Genomic DNA, 15,069 nt, shown 5'->3' on the forward strand with positions numbered 1-15,069 from the left:
TTATTCGTAAGCGAAAGTTATCAATTCATGGAGTTCTCAAATGATAAAAATTATCATATGATATTGGTTATCATTATCGATTTGAGAGATAAAACCATGTTGATGAGAACGTTGGGCAGTGGCTGGGGCGTGCTGATCTCGGGAATGGCGATTTTTGCTCTTGGCCTGATTGGCCTATCGATGGACGCCTGGCGCGGGATTATTGCCGTTGGCATGCTGCTGAGCTGCGTGATGATCTGGCATCGACAATGGCGACATTACGTATTGCTGCCGTCATGCGTTGCGCTGATAAGCGGATTGATGCTGATTGTGATGAACGTAAAATGATGGAGTAAAACAGGAAAGGACTACAGGGAGAGAACGAGGACTGGTGCGAGGGGGGGGACTTGAACCCCCACGTCCGTAAGGACACTAACACCTGAAGCTAGCGCGTCTACCAATTCCGCCACCTTCGCACAGATATCTCGTTGTTTATATCGCCCTCGTGGTGCGAGGGGGGGGACTTGAACCCCCACGTCCGTAAGAACACTAACACCTGAAGCTAGCGCGTCTACCAATTCCGCCACCTTCGCACAGTGCGAGCGATATAACGTGGTTTTTTATGGTGCGAGGGGGGGGACTTGAACCCCCACGTCCGAAAGGACACTAACACCTGAAGCTAGCGCGTCTACCAATTCCGCCACCTTCGCATACCATCGATACCCTAAAAAGTATCGTTACCACGGAGGCGCATTCTAGAGATTTTCAGCTTGACGTCAATAGTTAATTATTGGATGTCGCGCGATTGCTGCAAAAAACGGCGATTATGCTGCGCCTGATGCGCTTCGCTTATCAGGCCTACGGGATCGGTAGGCCGGATAAGGCGGTACGCCGCATCCGGCAAGGGTGCAGAACTGCGCCTGATTAGGCTTTCTTCGCCTGACGGGTCATGATGGCGCGGTACACCTTGAAGCGACCTGTCTGTGCTATAACTTCGTGGAAACCAAAGGTTTCGTCGAGGATCGCCGGGTACGGCAGGAAGGCGTTCGCCACAATGCGCAGCTCGCCACCGCTGTTCAGATGACGCACGGCGCTACGAATCAGCGTTTGCGCGGCATCGAGGCTGGTTTGCAGACCATCGTGGAACGGCGGGTTGGAGATAATCATATCGAAGCGACCTTTCACTTCGGAGAAGACGTTGCTGGCAAAGACTTCGCCTTCAAAGCCGTTTGCCGCAAGCGTGGCGCGGCTGGCTTCGACCGCGGGTGCGCTTACGTCGCACAGGGTTAAACGCACTTTTGGCGAATGGCTGGCAAGCATCGCGGCTAACACGCCCGCGCCGCAACCGACATCCAGCACTTTACCTTTGGTGTGCGGCGTCAGGGTGGAGAGCAACAGCTGGCTGCCCACGTCCAGCCCATCGCGGCTAAATACGCCCGGCAGCGTTTTGATGGTCAGGCCGTCGAGCTGATACTCGCCCCACTGTTTTTCCACATCAAATGTGGTCTGTTTTTCCAGTCGACCATGATACAGGCCGCAGCGACGGGCGCTGTCGACTTTGTTCAGCGGCGCGTAATCCGCCAGCATTTGTTCGGCGCTGCGCACGCCGCTGCGGTTTTCACCGACCACAAAAATATCGGTGCCGAGCGGCAGCAGTGACAGAATATTCATCAGCTGGAACTGGGCTTCTGGCTTGTTCTTCGGCCAGTAATAAATAAACGTGTCGCAGTCGGCGACGTCTGCCGCTTCAGCCACCAGACTGTAGCGCACATTTTCGCCCATTTGCTGGCTCAATACCTGCCAGTGGTGGAACTGCTGGGTATGGGCGCGGCTGAATGCCGTGTCGAGGCGGGCAGGCAGGTCATCCTGCAAATCTCCGGCAAACAGAATACGGCTTTGTTCGAAATCATCACTGTGGCGCAGCAAGACTTCACTTGCCGGGGTAAAAGCAGACATGAAAAGCTCCTTCGTTAAACGTGGCGGCGATTATACACTGTTGTTTGCGCACGAGCGCGTAATTGGCGCACTTTCGCTGAGTTTGCTATATTTGCGCCCTTGATAGACAGGAGCGTTTCACATGACATCCCGGCGAGACTGGCAATTACAACAGTTGGGCATCACCCAGTGGTCACTTAGGCGCCCGGCGGCGTTGCAGGGGGAGATTGCGATTTCGCTACCGGAGCATATCCAACTGGTGATGGTCGCCGATGATCTGCCGTTGCTGACGGAACCGCTGATTATGGATGTACTGCGCGCGTTGCAGCTTACGCCAGACCGCGTCCTGCAACTCACGCCTGAAAAAGTGGCGATGCTGCCGCAGGGAAAACGCTGCAACTGCTGGCGTCTTGGCAACGATGAGCCCGTCTCGCTGGAAGGGGCTCAGGTCTCAACGCCTGCCTTTAATGAATTAAAAGCCAGCGCGCCAGCACGCGCCGCGCTTTGGCAACAAATTTGCGCACATGAACACGATTTCTACCCTCAGCACGACTGATTTACCCGCAGCCTGGCAGATTGAAAAACGCGCCCACGCCTTTCCGTGGAGCGAAAAAACCTTCGCCAGCAACCAGGGCGAACGTTACCTGAATCTGAAGTTAACCGTTGGCGATGAACTGGCTGCCTTCGCCATCACGCAGGTGGTGCTGGACGAAGCGACGCTCTTCAATATTGCGGTCGATCCCGCTTATCAACGTCGCGGGCTGGGGCGTGAGTTACTGGAACACGTGATTGACGACGTCGAGAAGCGGGGCGTTGCCACGCTATGGCTGGAAGTGCGCGCCTCGAACGCGCCCGCCATTGCGCTCTACGAGAGTTTAGGTTTTAACGAAGCGACAATCCGCCGCAATTACTACCCGACAGTTGACGGGCATGAAGATGCGATTGTAATGGCTTTGCCGCTCAGTATGTAAGTAAAACAAGGTGATACGATGAAGTGGGACTGGATTTTCTTTGACGCCGACGAAACGTTGTTTACGTTTGATTCTTTCAGCGGCTTACAGCGGATGTTTCTCGACTATAGCGTGACCTTTACCGCCGAAGATTTTCAGGACTACCAGGCCGTAAACAAACCGTTGTGGGTGGATTACCAGAACGGGGCAATCACCTCGTTGCAGCTTCAGCGCCAGCGTTTTGTTGGCTGGGGTGAGCAGCTTAGCGTACCGCCGGAAGAGCTGAACGACGCGTTTATGAATGCGATGGCGGAAATTTGCGCGCCGCTGCCGGGTGCGGCCTCGCTTATCAACGCGCTGAAAGGCAAAGTGAAAATGGGGATCATCACCAACGGTTTCACGTCGTTGCAGCAGATCCGCCTTGAGCGCACCGGTTTTCGCGATCACTTTGATTTACTGATTATTTCAGAAGAAGTCGGCGTCGCTAAACCTGACCGCCGTATTTTCGACCACGCGCGGGAATTAGCCGGTAACCCGGACCCTTCGCGCATCTTAATGGTCGGTGATACCGCGGCGTCGGATATCCTCGGTGGCATGAACGCGGGATGGTCTACCTGCTGGCTGAATGCGCACCAGCAGCCGCTGCCGGAAGGCATCAAACCCGACTATACCGTTTCGTCATTAAGCGAACTGGAGTTACTCCTGTGTAAACAGTGATTGCCTGTCCCCCTTTGATGGGTAAAATAGCCGCAATTTTTCGTATTTAACGTGCGCAGCGCTTTGCTGCGCCTGGAAAGAAGATCCCATTATGACGTTGTCCCCTTATTTGCAAGAGGTGGCGAAGCGCCGCACTTTTGCCATTATTTCCCACCCGGATGCCGGTAAAACGACGATTACCGAAAAGGTTCTCCTGTTCGGACAGGCGATTCAGACTGCGGGTACGGTAAAAGGCCGTGGCTCCAGCCAGCATGCGAAATCTGACTGGATGGAGATGGAAAAACAACGTGGTATTTCTATCACCACGTCGGTGATGCAGTTCCCGTATCACGATTGCCTGGTGAACCTGCTGGACACCCCAGGGCACGAAGACTTCTCGGAAGATACCTACCGTACCCTGACGGCGGTGGACTGCTGCCTGATGGTTATCGATGCCGCGAAAGGCGTAGAAGACCGTACCCGTAAGCTGATGGAAGTTACCCGTCTGCGCGATACGCCGATTCTCACCTTTATGAACAAACTCGACCGTGACATCCGCGACCCGATGGAGCTGCTGGATGAAGTTGAAAACGAGCTGAAAATTGGCTGCGCGCCGATCACCTGGCCGATTGGCTGCGGCAAGCTGTTCAAAGGCGTTTACCATCTCTATAAAGATGAAACCTATCTTTATCAGACCGGTAAAGGCCATACCATTCAGGAAGTGCGCATCGTAAAAGGGCTGAATAACCCGGAACTGGATGCCGCTGTCGGTGAAGATCTGGCACAGCAACTGCGTGATGAACTGGAGCTGGTACAGGGCGCATCGAACGAATTCGATGAAGAGCTGTTCCTGGCCGGTGAAATCACCCCGGTATTCTTCGGTACCGCGTTGGGTAACTTCGGCGTAGACCACATGCTGGATGGCCTGATCGAATGGGCGCCCGCGCCGATGCCGCGTAAAACCGACACCCGCGTGGTGGAAGCGGCAGAAGAGAAATTCTCCGGCTTCGTCTTCAAAATTCAGGCCAACATGGACCCGAAACACCGTGACCGCGTGGCGTTCATGCGTGTTGTTTCGGGTAAGTATGAGAAAGGTATGAAGCTGCGTCAGGTGCGTATCGGTAAAGACGTGGTCATTTCTGACGCGCTGACCTTTATGGCAGGCGACCGTTCGCACGTGGAAGAAGCGTATCCTGGCGACATCATTGGTTTGCACAACCACGGCACCATTCAGATTGGTGACACCTTCACCCAGGGCGAAATGATGAAGTTCACCGGTATTCCGAACTTCGCGCCGGAACTGTTCCGTCGTATTCGTCTGCGCGATCCGCTGAAGCAAAAACAGCTGCTTAAAGGGCTGGTACAGCTTTCAGAAGAGGGCGCGGTGCAGGTGTTCCGTCCGATTGCCAACAATGATTTGATCGTCGGCGCGGTGGGTGTGCTGCAGTTCGACGTGGTTGTGGCGCGCCTGAAAAGCGAATACAACGTTGAAGCGATTTACGAATCGGTGAACGTCGCCACCGCCCGTTGGGTGGAAGGCAAAGACGTTAAGAAATTCGAAGAGTTCAAACGTAAGAACGAAATTCAGCTGGCGCTGGATGGTGGCGATAATCTAACCTATATCGCCCCAACCATGGTTAACCTGAACCTGACGCAGGAGCGTTACCCTGACGTTGTGTTCCGCAAAACTCGCGAGCACTAATCCCCCTGGAAGCACGGCCAGTGCCGTGCTTCCACGTTTTACCCCTCTCTTTTTCCCGCTGCGGAAAGTTCTTAATTGCACCCCATTCTCATCCACTTTGCTGGTTTTTTAGTCAATTACGCCTGCAAGCTGCCGAGAGTGTTCTATATTTAACAGAGTGATGAGCGAGTTGCTGGTTTAATGCACTTTGTTATTTATAAATCTTAGCGCATTAACCCATCAAATATACCCATCGCAGTATGAATAACCATAGACAGGACGGGTGTCGTCCTCAGCAGCATAACGGCCACCGTGTCGGGTGCTCAAAAACCGGGCAATACAAGGAGATATGATGATGACTAAGATGAAAATGGGAAAAACGTTGTTGGCCGTCATTCTGGGCTCTGCGGTGATGAGCGGTTCTGCAATGGCAGAAAGCAATGCGGCTTCTGATGCAGGACAGAAAATTGACAGCTCGATGAATAAAGTCGGCGGTTTTATGGATGACAGCACCATCACTGCCAAAGTGAAGGCCGCGCTGGTCGACCATGACGCGATTAAGAGCACGGATATTTCGGTGAAAACCGACAATAAAGTAGTGACCTTAAGAGGTACCGTCGATAACCAGTCCCAGTCTGACCAGGCGACTTCCCTGGCAAAAGGGGTTGAAGGCGTAAGCAGTGTGGACAACAAACTCACCATCCGTGAAGGCAAGGCTGACAGCATGAAGGGCTATGCAGGTGATGCGGCTACCACCAGTGAGGTGAAGGCTAAACTGCTGGCTGATGACATTGTACCGTCACGCAAAGTAAAAGTTGAGACCACCGATGGCGTGGTGACGCTGACGGGTACGGTTGAATCCAAAGCGCAGGTGGAACGCGCGGAAAGTATTGCTAAAGCCATTGACGGCGTGAAAAGCGTAGAAAACGACCTGAAAACGCCGTAAGGGCTGTTCAGGAAAATATTGAAGTACTTTTAATTTTTTAATATCGCTGGTGTCGCCTGAGTGCGTTGAGAAGCGGTGACATTAACTATGGTAAAGGAGAATCGTATGTTTCGTTGGGGCATTATCTTTCTGGTTATCGCGTTAATTGCCGCTGCACTGGGCTTTGGTGGGTTAGCAGGTACCGCAGCAGGTGCGGCGAAAATTGTGTTTATCGTCGGTATCATCCTGTTCCTGGTCAGCCTGTTTATGGGCCGCAGACGTCCGTAGCGTCTGATTCAGACAATTTACAAAGCCAGTCTTCGGACTGGCTTTTGTCGTTTATGCGCAGCTGCCGGATGGCGGCGTACCGCCTTTTCCGGCCTACAAAACCATTAATCAAATGGGGTACACTGAAACGCTGCACGTTGCCGGAGAAAACCGCATGACCTTTCGTTTTATCGACACCCACTGCCACTTTGATTTCCCGCCGTTTACCGGTGATGAAACCGCGAGCCTTGCACTGGCCGGTCAGGCGGGCGTTGAAAAAATCATTGTTCCGGCAACAGAGGCATTGCGTTTTGATACGGTGCTCTCGCTGGCCTCGCGGCATCCGCCGCTGTATGCCGCGCTGGGTCTGCATCCTATTGTCATTGAAAATCATGATGACAGAAGCCTGGCGGCACTGGAGACGGCGCTGGCGTCAAAGCCGGAAAAACTGATTGCCGTCGGCGAGATTGGTCTCGATCTCTATCGTGAAGATCCGCAGTTTGAACGCCAGCAGCGCCTGCTGGATGCGCAGCTACAACTGGCAAAGCAATATGATTTACCGGTCATCCTGCATTCACGTCGTACCCATGACAAACTGGCGATGCATCTTAAGCGCCATGCGCTGCCACGTACGGGTGTGGTGCATGGTTTTTCCGGCAGCCTGCAACAGGCGGAGCGATTTGTCGAACTGGGGTACAAGATTGGCGTCGGCGGGACGATTACTTATCCGCGCGCCAGCAAAACGCGCGCCGTGATGGCGCAGCTTCCGCTCAGCGCACTGGTGCTGGAAACAGATGCGCCGGATATGCCGCTGAACGGTTATCAGGGGCAGCCCAATCGCCCGGAACGCGTCGCTCAGGTTTTCGCTGAACTTTGCGTATTACGCTCTGAGCCACCGGAGCACATTGCCGACATGTTATGGGCCAACAGCAGCCAGCTGTTCTTCTAGTATGTTAAGCGTAATGATGTGATTTGCGTCTCATTATTGCTTTTTGATCTCTGAGTATTGCGTAAAAGTTGTGATGTCGTGCGAGAAGGATAGTGCCTGGACGTTATAATCAGGGCGCGTTATATACGCTGCGCTTATTATAAATTTCAATACACAGGGACTCTGTATGCAAATCCTCATGGGACTCATCGGCATGGTGGTGCTGCTTGCCATTGCCTTACTACTCTCCAATAACCGTCGAGCGATCAATCTCCGTACCGTGCTGGGTGCCTGGTTAATTCAGGTCGGAATTGGTGCGCTTATCCTCTATGTTCCCGCCGGCCGCAAGGTGCTGCTGGCGATGTCCGAGGGCGTGGCGAACGTCATCGCTTACGGTAAGGAAGGTATCGGCTTCCTGTTTGGTGGGCTGGTATCCGATAAAATGTTTGAAGTCTTCGGCGGTGGCGGCTTTGTTTTCGCGCTGCGCGTGCTGCCGGTTATCGTCTTTTTCTCCTCGCTGATTGCGGTGCTCTACTATCTCGGCATTATGCAGTTCGTGATCCGTATTCTGGGCGGTGCGCTGCGTGCCGTGTTGAAAACGTCGCGTACGGAATCGCTCTCCGCGACGGCGAATATTTTCGTCGGGCAAACCGAAGCCCCGCTGGTGGTGCGTCCGTATATTGCTACCATGACGCGTTCTGAACTGTTCGCGGTGATGTGTGGCGGCCTGGCGTCGGTGGCGGGTTCTGTGCTGGCTGGCTACGCGCAGATGGGCGTGCCGCTGGAGTACCTGATTGCCGCGTCGTTCATGGCGGCTCCGGGTGGCCTGCTGTTCGCGAAAATCATTGTGCCTGAGACGGAAAAACCGCACGACTCACCGAACCTGGAAGCCGAAACGGATAACCCGGATGCCCCGGCGAACGTGCTGGATGCTGCGGCGTCTGGTGCTGCGTCGGGTATGCAACTGGCGTTAAACGTGGGCGCAATGCTGCTGGCGTTTATTGCCCTGATTGCCTTGCTGAACGGCATGCTCTCCGGGATTGGCGGCTGGTTTAACCATCCGGATTTATCGCTGCAAATGATCCTCGGCTGGGTCTTCTCACCGCTGGCGTGGGTGATTGGTGTGCCGTGGAGCGAAGCCATGGTGGCGGGGTCGTTTATCGGCCAGAAACTGATCATTAACGAATTCGTGGCTTACATGAACTTCGGCGCATACCTGAAGCCGGATGCCGAAGTAGCCGCTGCCGGGTTACAGGTCATTTCTGCGCATTCGAAGGCGATTATTTCGTTTGCCCTTTGCGGCTTTGCTAACCTGTCGTCAATTGCGATTCTGATTGGCGGATTAGGCGGCATGGCACCGAGCCGTCGCCAGGATATCGCCCAGCTTGGCCTGCGCGCGGTAGCGGCGGGGACGCTCTCGAACCTGATGAGCGCCACCATCGCCGGGGTATTCCTCGCACTATAAATACAGCGCCGGAGGGATAATCTGCGTTATCCCTCTGGCCCGTAGCGCCTGCGCCAGCGCTTCAATATCGTCTGGCCCGGCGCTGCGCCACGTTTTTGCCTCGCCGTATACCCCATACGCATGAAACGCATTCAGCCGCACCGGCACCTTACCCAGATCGCGAATAAATGCGCCTAGCGCCTCTATTTCTTTCAGATAATCAGTTTGTTGCGGAATAAACAGCAAACGCAATTCCGCCAGTAGGCCACGCTCTGCCAGCCAGCGAATGCTCGCTTTGATGCGTTGATTGCTTCGCCCGGTCAGCGACTGATGCGTGGTTTCACCCCAGGCTTTTAAATCAACCATCACGCCGTCGCACAGCGGACGCAATTTTTCCCAGCCAGCGGTAGACAGCTCGCCGTTGCTGTCTAGCAGGCAGGTGAGATGGCGCAAGGCCGGCGACTGGCGAATCTGTTCAAACAGCTCGCAGACGAACGGTAACTGCGTGGTGGCCTCGCCGCCGCTGACGGTGATGCCCTCAATAAACGGCGCGGCGCGGGTAATCTGCTGGAGAATCTGATCTATGCTCCAGAGTTGGGCCATCGGCGTTGCCTGCTGAGGGCACATTTGCAGGCAGGTGTCGCATTGCTGACAGGCATCCTCCTGCCAGTAAACGCGTCCACTCTGAACAGAAAGCGCCTCGTGCGGGCAGTGCAGCACGCATTCGCCACAATCGTTACAACGGCCCATCGTCCATGGGTTATGGCAGTTTTTACAGCGCAGATTACACCCTTGCAGGAACAGGGCCAGGCGGCTACCTGGCCCATCCACGCACGAGAAGGGGATGATTTTACTGACTAAAGCGCATCTGCTGTTCATGGCTGACCACTCGCGGTTGGCGTTCCAGAATGCGCGTATTGCGCGCGGCTTCTTCACCCAGCCAGGTGGTATTCGTCCGCGAGCCATCGGCGCGGTACTTTTCCAGATCCGACAAACGCACCATGTAACCCGTGACGCGAACCAGATCGTTACCGCTGACGTTAGCGCTAAACTCACGCATCCCAACCTTAAACGCGCCCAGGCAAAGCTGCATCACCGCCTGCGGATTACGTTTCACCGTTTCATCTAGCGTCAGGATATCGCTGATCCCCGCGGGATAATGCGCGTGATGCGGCGCAACCGCCAGCAGATGACTCACCGGATCGGGCTCATCGCCGTAAGGCAGACGCGCACCCGGCGTGGTGCCGATATCGGAGCTGATCCCCGATTGCGCATGCAGCATCGCACGCTGCTGCCAGCCATAGCGTACGGGGGTGTTCGCGACAAATTCCGCGAGTTGTTCACTGATGCGATAGCCCAGCGCGTTGGCCTGAGGATCTTTGCCGTAGCGGGCGCTAAGACCGTCTTTCTCGCAGAGAATATTGACCGCTTCTGCCAGCGCGTAGATGCCAAACATGGGCACAAAACGATCGGGGTCGATCAGACCTTCTGCCACCAGGAAGCTATGATCAAAGAAGTGCGATTGCTCATAGAGGAAGGCGCAGCGGGCGTCGATGATGTCGATTTGCTGCTGGCAGTAGTGCGGCAGCGTCTGGCTAAAGAACGCTTCAGTTGAGGCGCTGCGCTTTGCCACCTCCTGCAAATTGAGGCGTACCAGCGTACTGCCGCCGCCCGCCATTGGCAGGCTGTTGTAACAGCTCACGATGCCATAGTGACCTTTTGTGAAAATATTATCATTTATCGGTCCGTTGGCGATGTGGGGTTTGCTGCACTCGCAGATATTTTTGCTGACTTCCAGCAGCAGATCGTCTGGGGTGATTTCCGGATCGTAGATAAAGGTGAGATTCGGCGCGACCTGCTTCAGTTCAGCATCTGCACGGAGAATGGCGCGCGTTATTGGTGTGTCGGCGGGGCCAATATTCACATGTGTGAAGGCATCCGGGAGCGTGCGATCGAGATAGCGCCAGAAACGTTTTATTCGGCTATTGATTTCTTCTTGTGTTAGAATTCTAACATACGGCATCAGAAGCGCATCAAGATGACCGAGGAACACCGGCATGGCGGTGACGGAAGGAACGTGGTGATAAAGAATGGTGAGCAAAGAGAGCGCATCGTCTAAATCCTGAGCGCCTTCCAGCTCCAGCCATTCTGAACCGTTTGCCAGAAAACGCGCGTAGTCCGGCAGCACGTAACGCGGTTTATAAGGGGCATGACCTTCGAACATGTCGCAGATAACGCCCTCCGCCAGCGCGGCTTGCGCAGCGGGCGTCAGCGCCGGATAAGGCAGTGCGTTTTCCGCCTCCAGCGCCAGAAAATGGCGTTTCTGTTCCGGGCTTAAAACAGGGCTTGTCACAATTTTCTGGCACTGTTGCAGCACCGATGAAGAGGTTGATGTTGGCATGGTGTGTTCCTCAGGCGAGAGATGGGCGAAGTGTAGGAAAAAGCGCGTAGCGATCTTTTGATCCCATACGGCGATCCACGTGTTTTCTTGCGCTGAAAGAATGAGAAGTTTGATTAATGTCTCATTATGGTTATGCAAACTTTTAGGTGTGTTTCATTAACTGTGATGAGTGTCGAAGTGTGAGTGCGGGTCGGTGTTACAATAGTCACATACCCGCAAGGTGAAATTTTAAAGTCGGAGAACAAAATGACTGATTTAACGGCAAGCAGCCTGCGTGCATTAAAACTGATGGACCTGACCACCCTGAATGAAGACGACACTGATGCGAAAGTGATTGCGCTGTGTCATCAGGCGAAAACCCCGGTCGGCAACACGGCAGCGGTCTGCATCTACCCGCGTTTTATCCCGATTGCGCGTAAAACCCTGAACGAGCAGGGCACGCCGGATATCCGCATCGCCACCGTCACTAACTTCCCGCACGGTAACGACGATATCGATATTGCGCTGGCTGAAACCCGCGCGGCAATCGCCTACGGTGCTGACGAAGTTGACGTGGTCTTCCCGTACCGCGCACTGATTGCTGGCAACGAGCAGGTTGGCTTCGACCTGGTGAAAGCCTGTAAAGACGCCTGTGCTGCGGCAAACGTACTGCTGAAAGTGATCATCGAAACCGGCGAACTGAAAGAAGAAGCGCTGATTCGTAAAGCGTCTGAAATCGCGATTAAAGCGGGCGCGGACTTCATCAAAACGTCTACCGGAAAAGTGCCGGTTAACGCTACCCCGGAAAGCGCGCGCATCATGATGGAAGTGATCCGTGACATGGGCGTATCTAAAACCGTTGGTTTCAAACCGGCGGGCGGCGTACGCAGTGCGGAAGACGCACAGCAGTTCCTGGCGATTGCCGACGAACTGTTCGGCGCAGACTGGGCGGATTCCCGCCACTACCGTTTCGGCGCATCCAGCCTGCTGGCGAGCCTGCTGAAAGCACTCGGTCACGGCGACGGTAAAAGCGCAAGCAGCTACTAAGTAAGATGCTTTGCGCCTGATGCGCTGCGCTTATCAGGCCTACGGGTAGTTACGTCTCGTAGGCCGGATATGGCGACAGCCGCCATCCGGCAATGCTGACGGGCAAAAACCGCCTTCATACTCTTTTCCTCAGGGAGGTTACCTTGTTTCTCGCACAAGAAATCATTCGTAAAAAACGCGATGGTCACGCATTAAGCGACGAAGAGATTCGTTTCTTTATCAATGGCATTCGCGATAACACCATTTCAGAAGGGCAAATTGCTGCTCTGGCGATGACCATTTTCTTCCACGATATGGCTATTGAAGAGCGCGTCTCGCTGACCATGGCCATGCGTGATTCAGGAACCGTTCTGGACTGGAAAAGCCTTAACCTTAATGGCCCGATTGTTGATAAACATTCCACCGGCGGTGTAGGCGATGTCACTTCACTGATGCTGGGGCCGATGGTTGCCGCATGTGGTGGCTACATTCCGATGATCTCCGGGCGTGGCCTGGGGCATACCGGCGGTACGCTGGACAAACTGGAAGCGATCCCTGGGTTTGATATTTTCCCAAGCGATGACCGTTTCCGTGAAATTATTAAAGACGTGGGTGTGGCGATCATTGGGCAGACCAGCTCGCTCGCACCGGCGGATAAACGTTTTTATGCCACGCGCGACATTACCGCGACGGTGGACTCCATCCCGCTTATCACCGCGTCCATCCTCGCCAAAAAACTGGCTGAAGGTATCGATGCGCTGGTGATGGATGTGAAAGTGGGCAGCGGCGCATTTATGCCGACCTACGAACTTTCTCAGGCGCTGGCCGAAGCGATTGTTGGCGTGGCCAACGGCGCAGGCGTGCGCACAACCGCGCTGCTGACCGACATGAACCAGGTGCTGGCTTCCAGTGCGGGTAACGCCGTCGAAGTACGCGAAGCGGTGCAGTTCCTGACCGGCGAATATCGCAACCCGCGTCTGTTTGACGTCACCATGGCACTGTGCGTGGAAATGCTGATTTCCGGCAAGCTTGCCAAAGACGACGCAGAAGCGCGCGCCAAATTGCAGGCGGTGCTGGATAACGGCAAAGCGGCAGACGTATTTGGCCGGATGGTGGCAGCGCAAAAAGGCCCGACTGATTTCGTGGAAAACTACGCGAAATACCTGCCGACCGCGATGCTCAGCAAAGCGGTATATGCTGACACCGAAGGCTTTGTCGGCGCGATGGATACCCGCGCGCTCGGTATGGCGGTGGTGGCGATGGGCGGCGGACGCCGCCAGGCTTCCGATACACTCGATTACAGCGTCGGCCTGACCGACATGATTCGTCTGGGTGACAGCGTTGACGGACAGCGTCCGCTGGCGGTCATTCACGCGAAAGATGAAAACAGCTGGCAGGAAGCGGCGAAAGCCGTCAAAGCGGCCATTCGCCTTGACGACAAAGCGCCAGAAATTACACCGACAGTCTATCGTCGAATCACTGAATAGCGATATACTGATCTGATCGCTTTTTTGCAGCGCAAGATGTATGGAGAACAAGATGAAACGTGCATTTATTATGGTGCTGGACTCCTTTGGTATCGGCGCAACTGAAGATGCCGACCGCTTTGGCGATGTCGGTGCGGATACAATGGGCCATATCGCAGAAGCCTGCGCCAAAGGTGAGGCTGACAATGGCCGTAAAGGCCCGCTGAACCTGCCTAACCTGACCCGCCTGGGCCTGGTGAAAGCGCATGAGGGTTCTACCGGTAAAATCGCCGCGGGTATGGACGGCAATGCAGAAGTCGTTGGCGCGTACGCGTGGGCGCATGAACTCTCTTCCGGTAAAGACACCCCGTCGGGTCACTGGGAAATCGCTGGCGTGCCGGTTCTGTTCGAGTGGGGCTACTTTAGCGACCACCAAAACAGTTTCCCGCAGGAGTTGCTGGATAAACTGGTAAAACGCGCGAACCTGCCGGGTTACCTGGGTAACTGCCACTCTTCCGGTACCGTGATTCTGGACGAACTGGGCGAAGAGCACATGAAAACCGGTAAGCCGATTTTCTACACCTCCGCCGACTCCGTGTTCCAGATTGCCTGCCACGAAGAGACGTATGGCCTGGATAAACTTTACGAGCTGTGTGAAATCGCCCGTGAAGAGCTGACCGAAGGCGGTTACAACATTGGCCGCGTGATTGCGCGTCCGTTTATCGGCGACAAAGCCGGTAACTTCCAGCGTACCGGCAACCGTCACGACCTGGCTGTAGAACCGCCAGCGCCGACCGTGTTGCAGAAACTGGTTGATGAGAAAGACGGCCACGTGGTGTCCGTGGGTAAAATCGCGGATATCTACGCTAACTGCGGTATCACCAAAAAAGTGAAAGCCACCGGGCTGGATGCGCTGTTTGACGCGACCATCAAAGAGATGAAAGAAGCGGGCGATAAGACCATTGTCTTCACTAACTTCGTTGATTTCGACTCTTCCTGGGGTCACCGTCGCGATATCGCGGGGTATGCTGCGGGTCTTGAGCTGTTCGACCGCCGTCTGCCGGAGCTGATGGAGCTGGTAGGGGAAGATGACATTCTGATCCTGACCGCTGACCACGGCTGCGACCCAAGCTGGCAGGGCACCGACCATACCCGTGAACACATCCCGGTACTGGTTTATGGCCCGAAAGTGAAACCGGGTTCGCTCGGCCACCGCGAAACGTTTGCGGATATCGGCCAGACGCTGGCGACGTACTTCGGTACGTCACCGATGGAATACGGTAAAAACATGCTGTGATTGCTTGCCCGGTGGCGCTGCGCTTACCGGGCCTACGATTCTGTTTTTGTAGGCCCGATAAGGCGTAGCCGCCATCGGGCATTAACAATTAATAA

Annotated in this window: 15 protein-coding genes and 3 tRNA genes; 12 read left to right on the plus strand and 6 right to left on the minus strand. The window is 54.8% G+C overall.

Annotated features, from left to right (window positions below):
* Nucleotides 1-96: 96 nt before the first annotated feature.
* A complete protein-coding gene (locus ACWWFX_RS20345; RefSeq protein ID WP_276221839.1) occupies nucleotides 97-327 on the plus strand; it encodes a DUF1435 domain-containing protein in 231 nt (76 codons plus the stop codon).
* Nucleotides 328-368: 41 nt separating this feature from the next.
* On the opposite strand, the gene ACWWFX_RS20350 is transcribed toward ACWWFX_RS20345, so the two are convergent.
* From ACWWFX_RS20350 to rsmC, 4 genes are all read right to left on the minus strand, one after another.
* Nucleotides 369-455, minus strand: a tRNA-Leu gene (locus ACWWFX_RS20350).
* Between the two features lie 30 nt (nucleotides 456-485).
* Nucleotides 486-572, minus strand: a tRNA-Leu gene (locus tag ACWWFX_RS20355).
* Nucleotides 573-602: 30 nt separating this feature from the next.
* A tRNA-Leu gene (locus tag ACWWFX_RS20360) sits at nucleotides 603-689 on the minus strand.
* Nucleotides 690-903: 214 nt separating this feature from the next.
* Nucleotides 904-1,935, minus strand: a complete 1,032-nt coding sequence (rsmC, locus tag ACWWFX_RS20365) for a 16S rRNA (guanine(1207)-N(2))-methyltransferase RsmC (protein ID WP_276221841.1) — start codon at nucleotides 1,933-1,935, stop codon at nucleotides 904-906.
* A gap of 121 nt (nucleotides 1,936-2,056) precedes the next feature.
* Between rsmC and ACWWFX_RS20370 the strand changes: the two genes are divergently transcribed.
* The 8 genes from ACWWFX_RS20370 to ACWWFX_RS20405 all read left to right on the plus strand — a co-directional run bounded on the left by ACWWFX_RS20370 (nucleotide 2,057) and on the right by ACWWFX_RS20405 (nucleotide 8,826).
* A complete protein-coding gene (locus ACWWFX_RS20370) occupies nucleotides 2,057-2,470 on the plus strand; it encodes a DNA polymerase III subunit psi (RefSeq protein WP_456147080.1) in 414 nt (137 codons plus the stop codon).
* Nucleotides 2,439-2,885, plus strand: coding sequence for a ribosomal protein S18-alanine N-acetyltransferase (gene rimI / locus ACWWFX_RS20375; protein ID WP_456147081.1), 447 nt, complete (start codon nucleotides 2,439-2,441; stop codon nucleotides 2,883-2,885). Before ACWWFX_RS20370 ends, rimI begins: the two co-directional genes overlap by 32 nt.
* 18 nt (nucleotides 2,886-2,903) lie before the next feature.
* Nucleotides 2,904-3,581 (plus strand): pyrimidine 5'-nucleotidase, encoded by a 678-nt coding sequence (gene yjjG, locus ACWWFX_RS20380; protein ID WP_231825464.1) that lies wholly within the window; start codon nucleotides 2,904-2,906, stop codon nucleotides 3,579-3,581.
* 91 nt (nucleotides 3,582-3,672) lie between these two features.
* Entirely contained in the window at nucleotides 3,673-5,262 is a 1,590-nt protein-coding gene (gene prfC / locus ACWWFX_RS20385) for a peptide chain release factor 3 (RefSeq protein ID WP_276221847.1), read from the plus strand.
* Between the two features lie 328 nt (nucleotides 5,263-5,590).
* The gene (gene osmY, locus ACWWFX_RS20390; protein WP_473224638.1) at nucleotides 5,591-6,187 is read left to right on the plus strand and encodes a molecular chaperone OsmY; all 597 of its coding nucleotides are present in this window, start codon (nucleotides 5,591-5,593) and stop codon (nucleotides 6,185-6,187) included.
* A 105-nt stretch (nucleotides 6,188-6,292) separates the two neighbouring features.
* A complete protein-coding gene (locus ACWWFX_RS20395) occupies nucleotides 6,293-6,454 on the plus strand; it encodes a DUF1328 domain-containing protein (protein WP_007373037.1) in 162 nt (53 codons plus the stop codon).
* A 154-nt stretch (nucleotides 6,455-6,608) separates the two neighbouring features.
* On the plus strand, nucleotides 6,609-7,382 hold the full coding sequence (locus ACWWFX_RS20400) for a TatD family hydrolase (protein WP_473224639.1): 774 nt from the start codon (nucleotides 6,609-6,611) through the stop codon (nucleotides 7,380-7,382).
* Nucleotides 7,383-7,548: 166 nt separating this feature from the next.
* Nucleotides 7,549-8,826, plus strand: coding sequence for a NupC/NupG family nucleoside CNT transporter (locus ACWWFX_RS20405; RefSeq protein WP_473224640.1), 1,278 nt, complete (start codon nucleotides 7,549-7,551; stop codon nucleotides 8,824-8,826).
* On the opposite strand, the gene ACWWFX_RS20410 is transcribed toward ACWWFX_RS20405, so the two are convergent.
* Entirely contained in the window at nucleotides 8,821-9,684 is an 864-nt protein-coding gene (locus ACWWFX_RS20410) for a YjjW family glycine radical enzyme activase (protein ID WP_473224641.1), read from the minus strand. The genes ACWWFX_RS20405 and ACWWFX_RS20410 overlap by 6 nt on opposite strands.
* A complete protein-coding gene (locus ACWWFX_RS20415) occupies nucleotides 9,656-11,206 on the minus strand; it encodes a YjjI family glycine radical enzyme (RefSeq protein ID WP_473224642.1) in 1,551 nt (516 codons plus the stop codon). The genes ACWWFX_RS20410 and ACWWFX_RS20415 overlap by 29 nt, the downstream gene beginning before the upstream one ends.
* Before the next feature lie 246 nt (nucleotides 11,207-11,452).
* On the opposite strand from ACWWFX_RS20415, the gene deoC reads away from it, so the two are divergent.
* The 3 genes from deoC to deoB all read left to right on the plus strand — a co-directional run bounded on the left by deoC (nucleotide 11,453) and on the right by deoB (nucleotide 14,974).
* Nucleotides 11,453-12,232 carry a deoxyribose-phosphate aldolase gene (gene deoC, locus ACWWFX_RS20420; protein WP_276221861.1) on the plus strand — a complete coding sequence of 260 codons (780 nt, stop codon included), beginning with the start codon at nucleotides 11,453-11,455 and terminating at the stop codon, nucleotides 12,230-12,232.
* Between the two features lie 143 nt (nucleotides 12,233-12,375).
* Nucleotides 12,376-13,698 carry a thymidine phosphorylase gene (deoA, locus tag ACWWFX_RS20425; RefSeq protein WP_276221863.1) on the plus strand — a complete coding sequence of 441 codons (1,323 nt, stop codon included), beginning with the start codon at nucleotides 12,376-12,378 and terminating at the stop codon, nucleotides 13,696-13,698.
* Nucleotides 13,699-13,750: 52 nt separating this feature from the next.
* Nucleotides 13,751-14,974 (plus strand): phosphopentomutase, encoded by a 1,224-nt coding sequence (gene deoB, locus ACWWFX_RS20430; RefSeq protein ID WP_276221865.1) that lies wholly within the window; start codon nucleotides 13,751-13,753, stop codon nucleotides 14,972-14,974.
* Nucleotides 14,975-15,069 lie beyond the last annotated feature (95 nt).

The sequence above is a fragment of the Pseudocitrobacter sp. 2023LY-00077 genome, assembly GCF_055796175.1.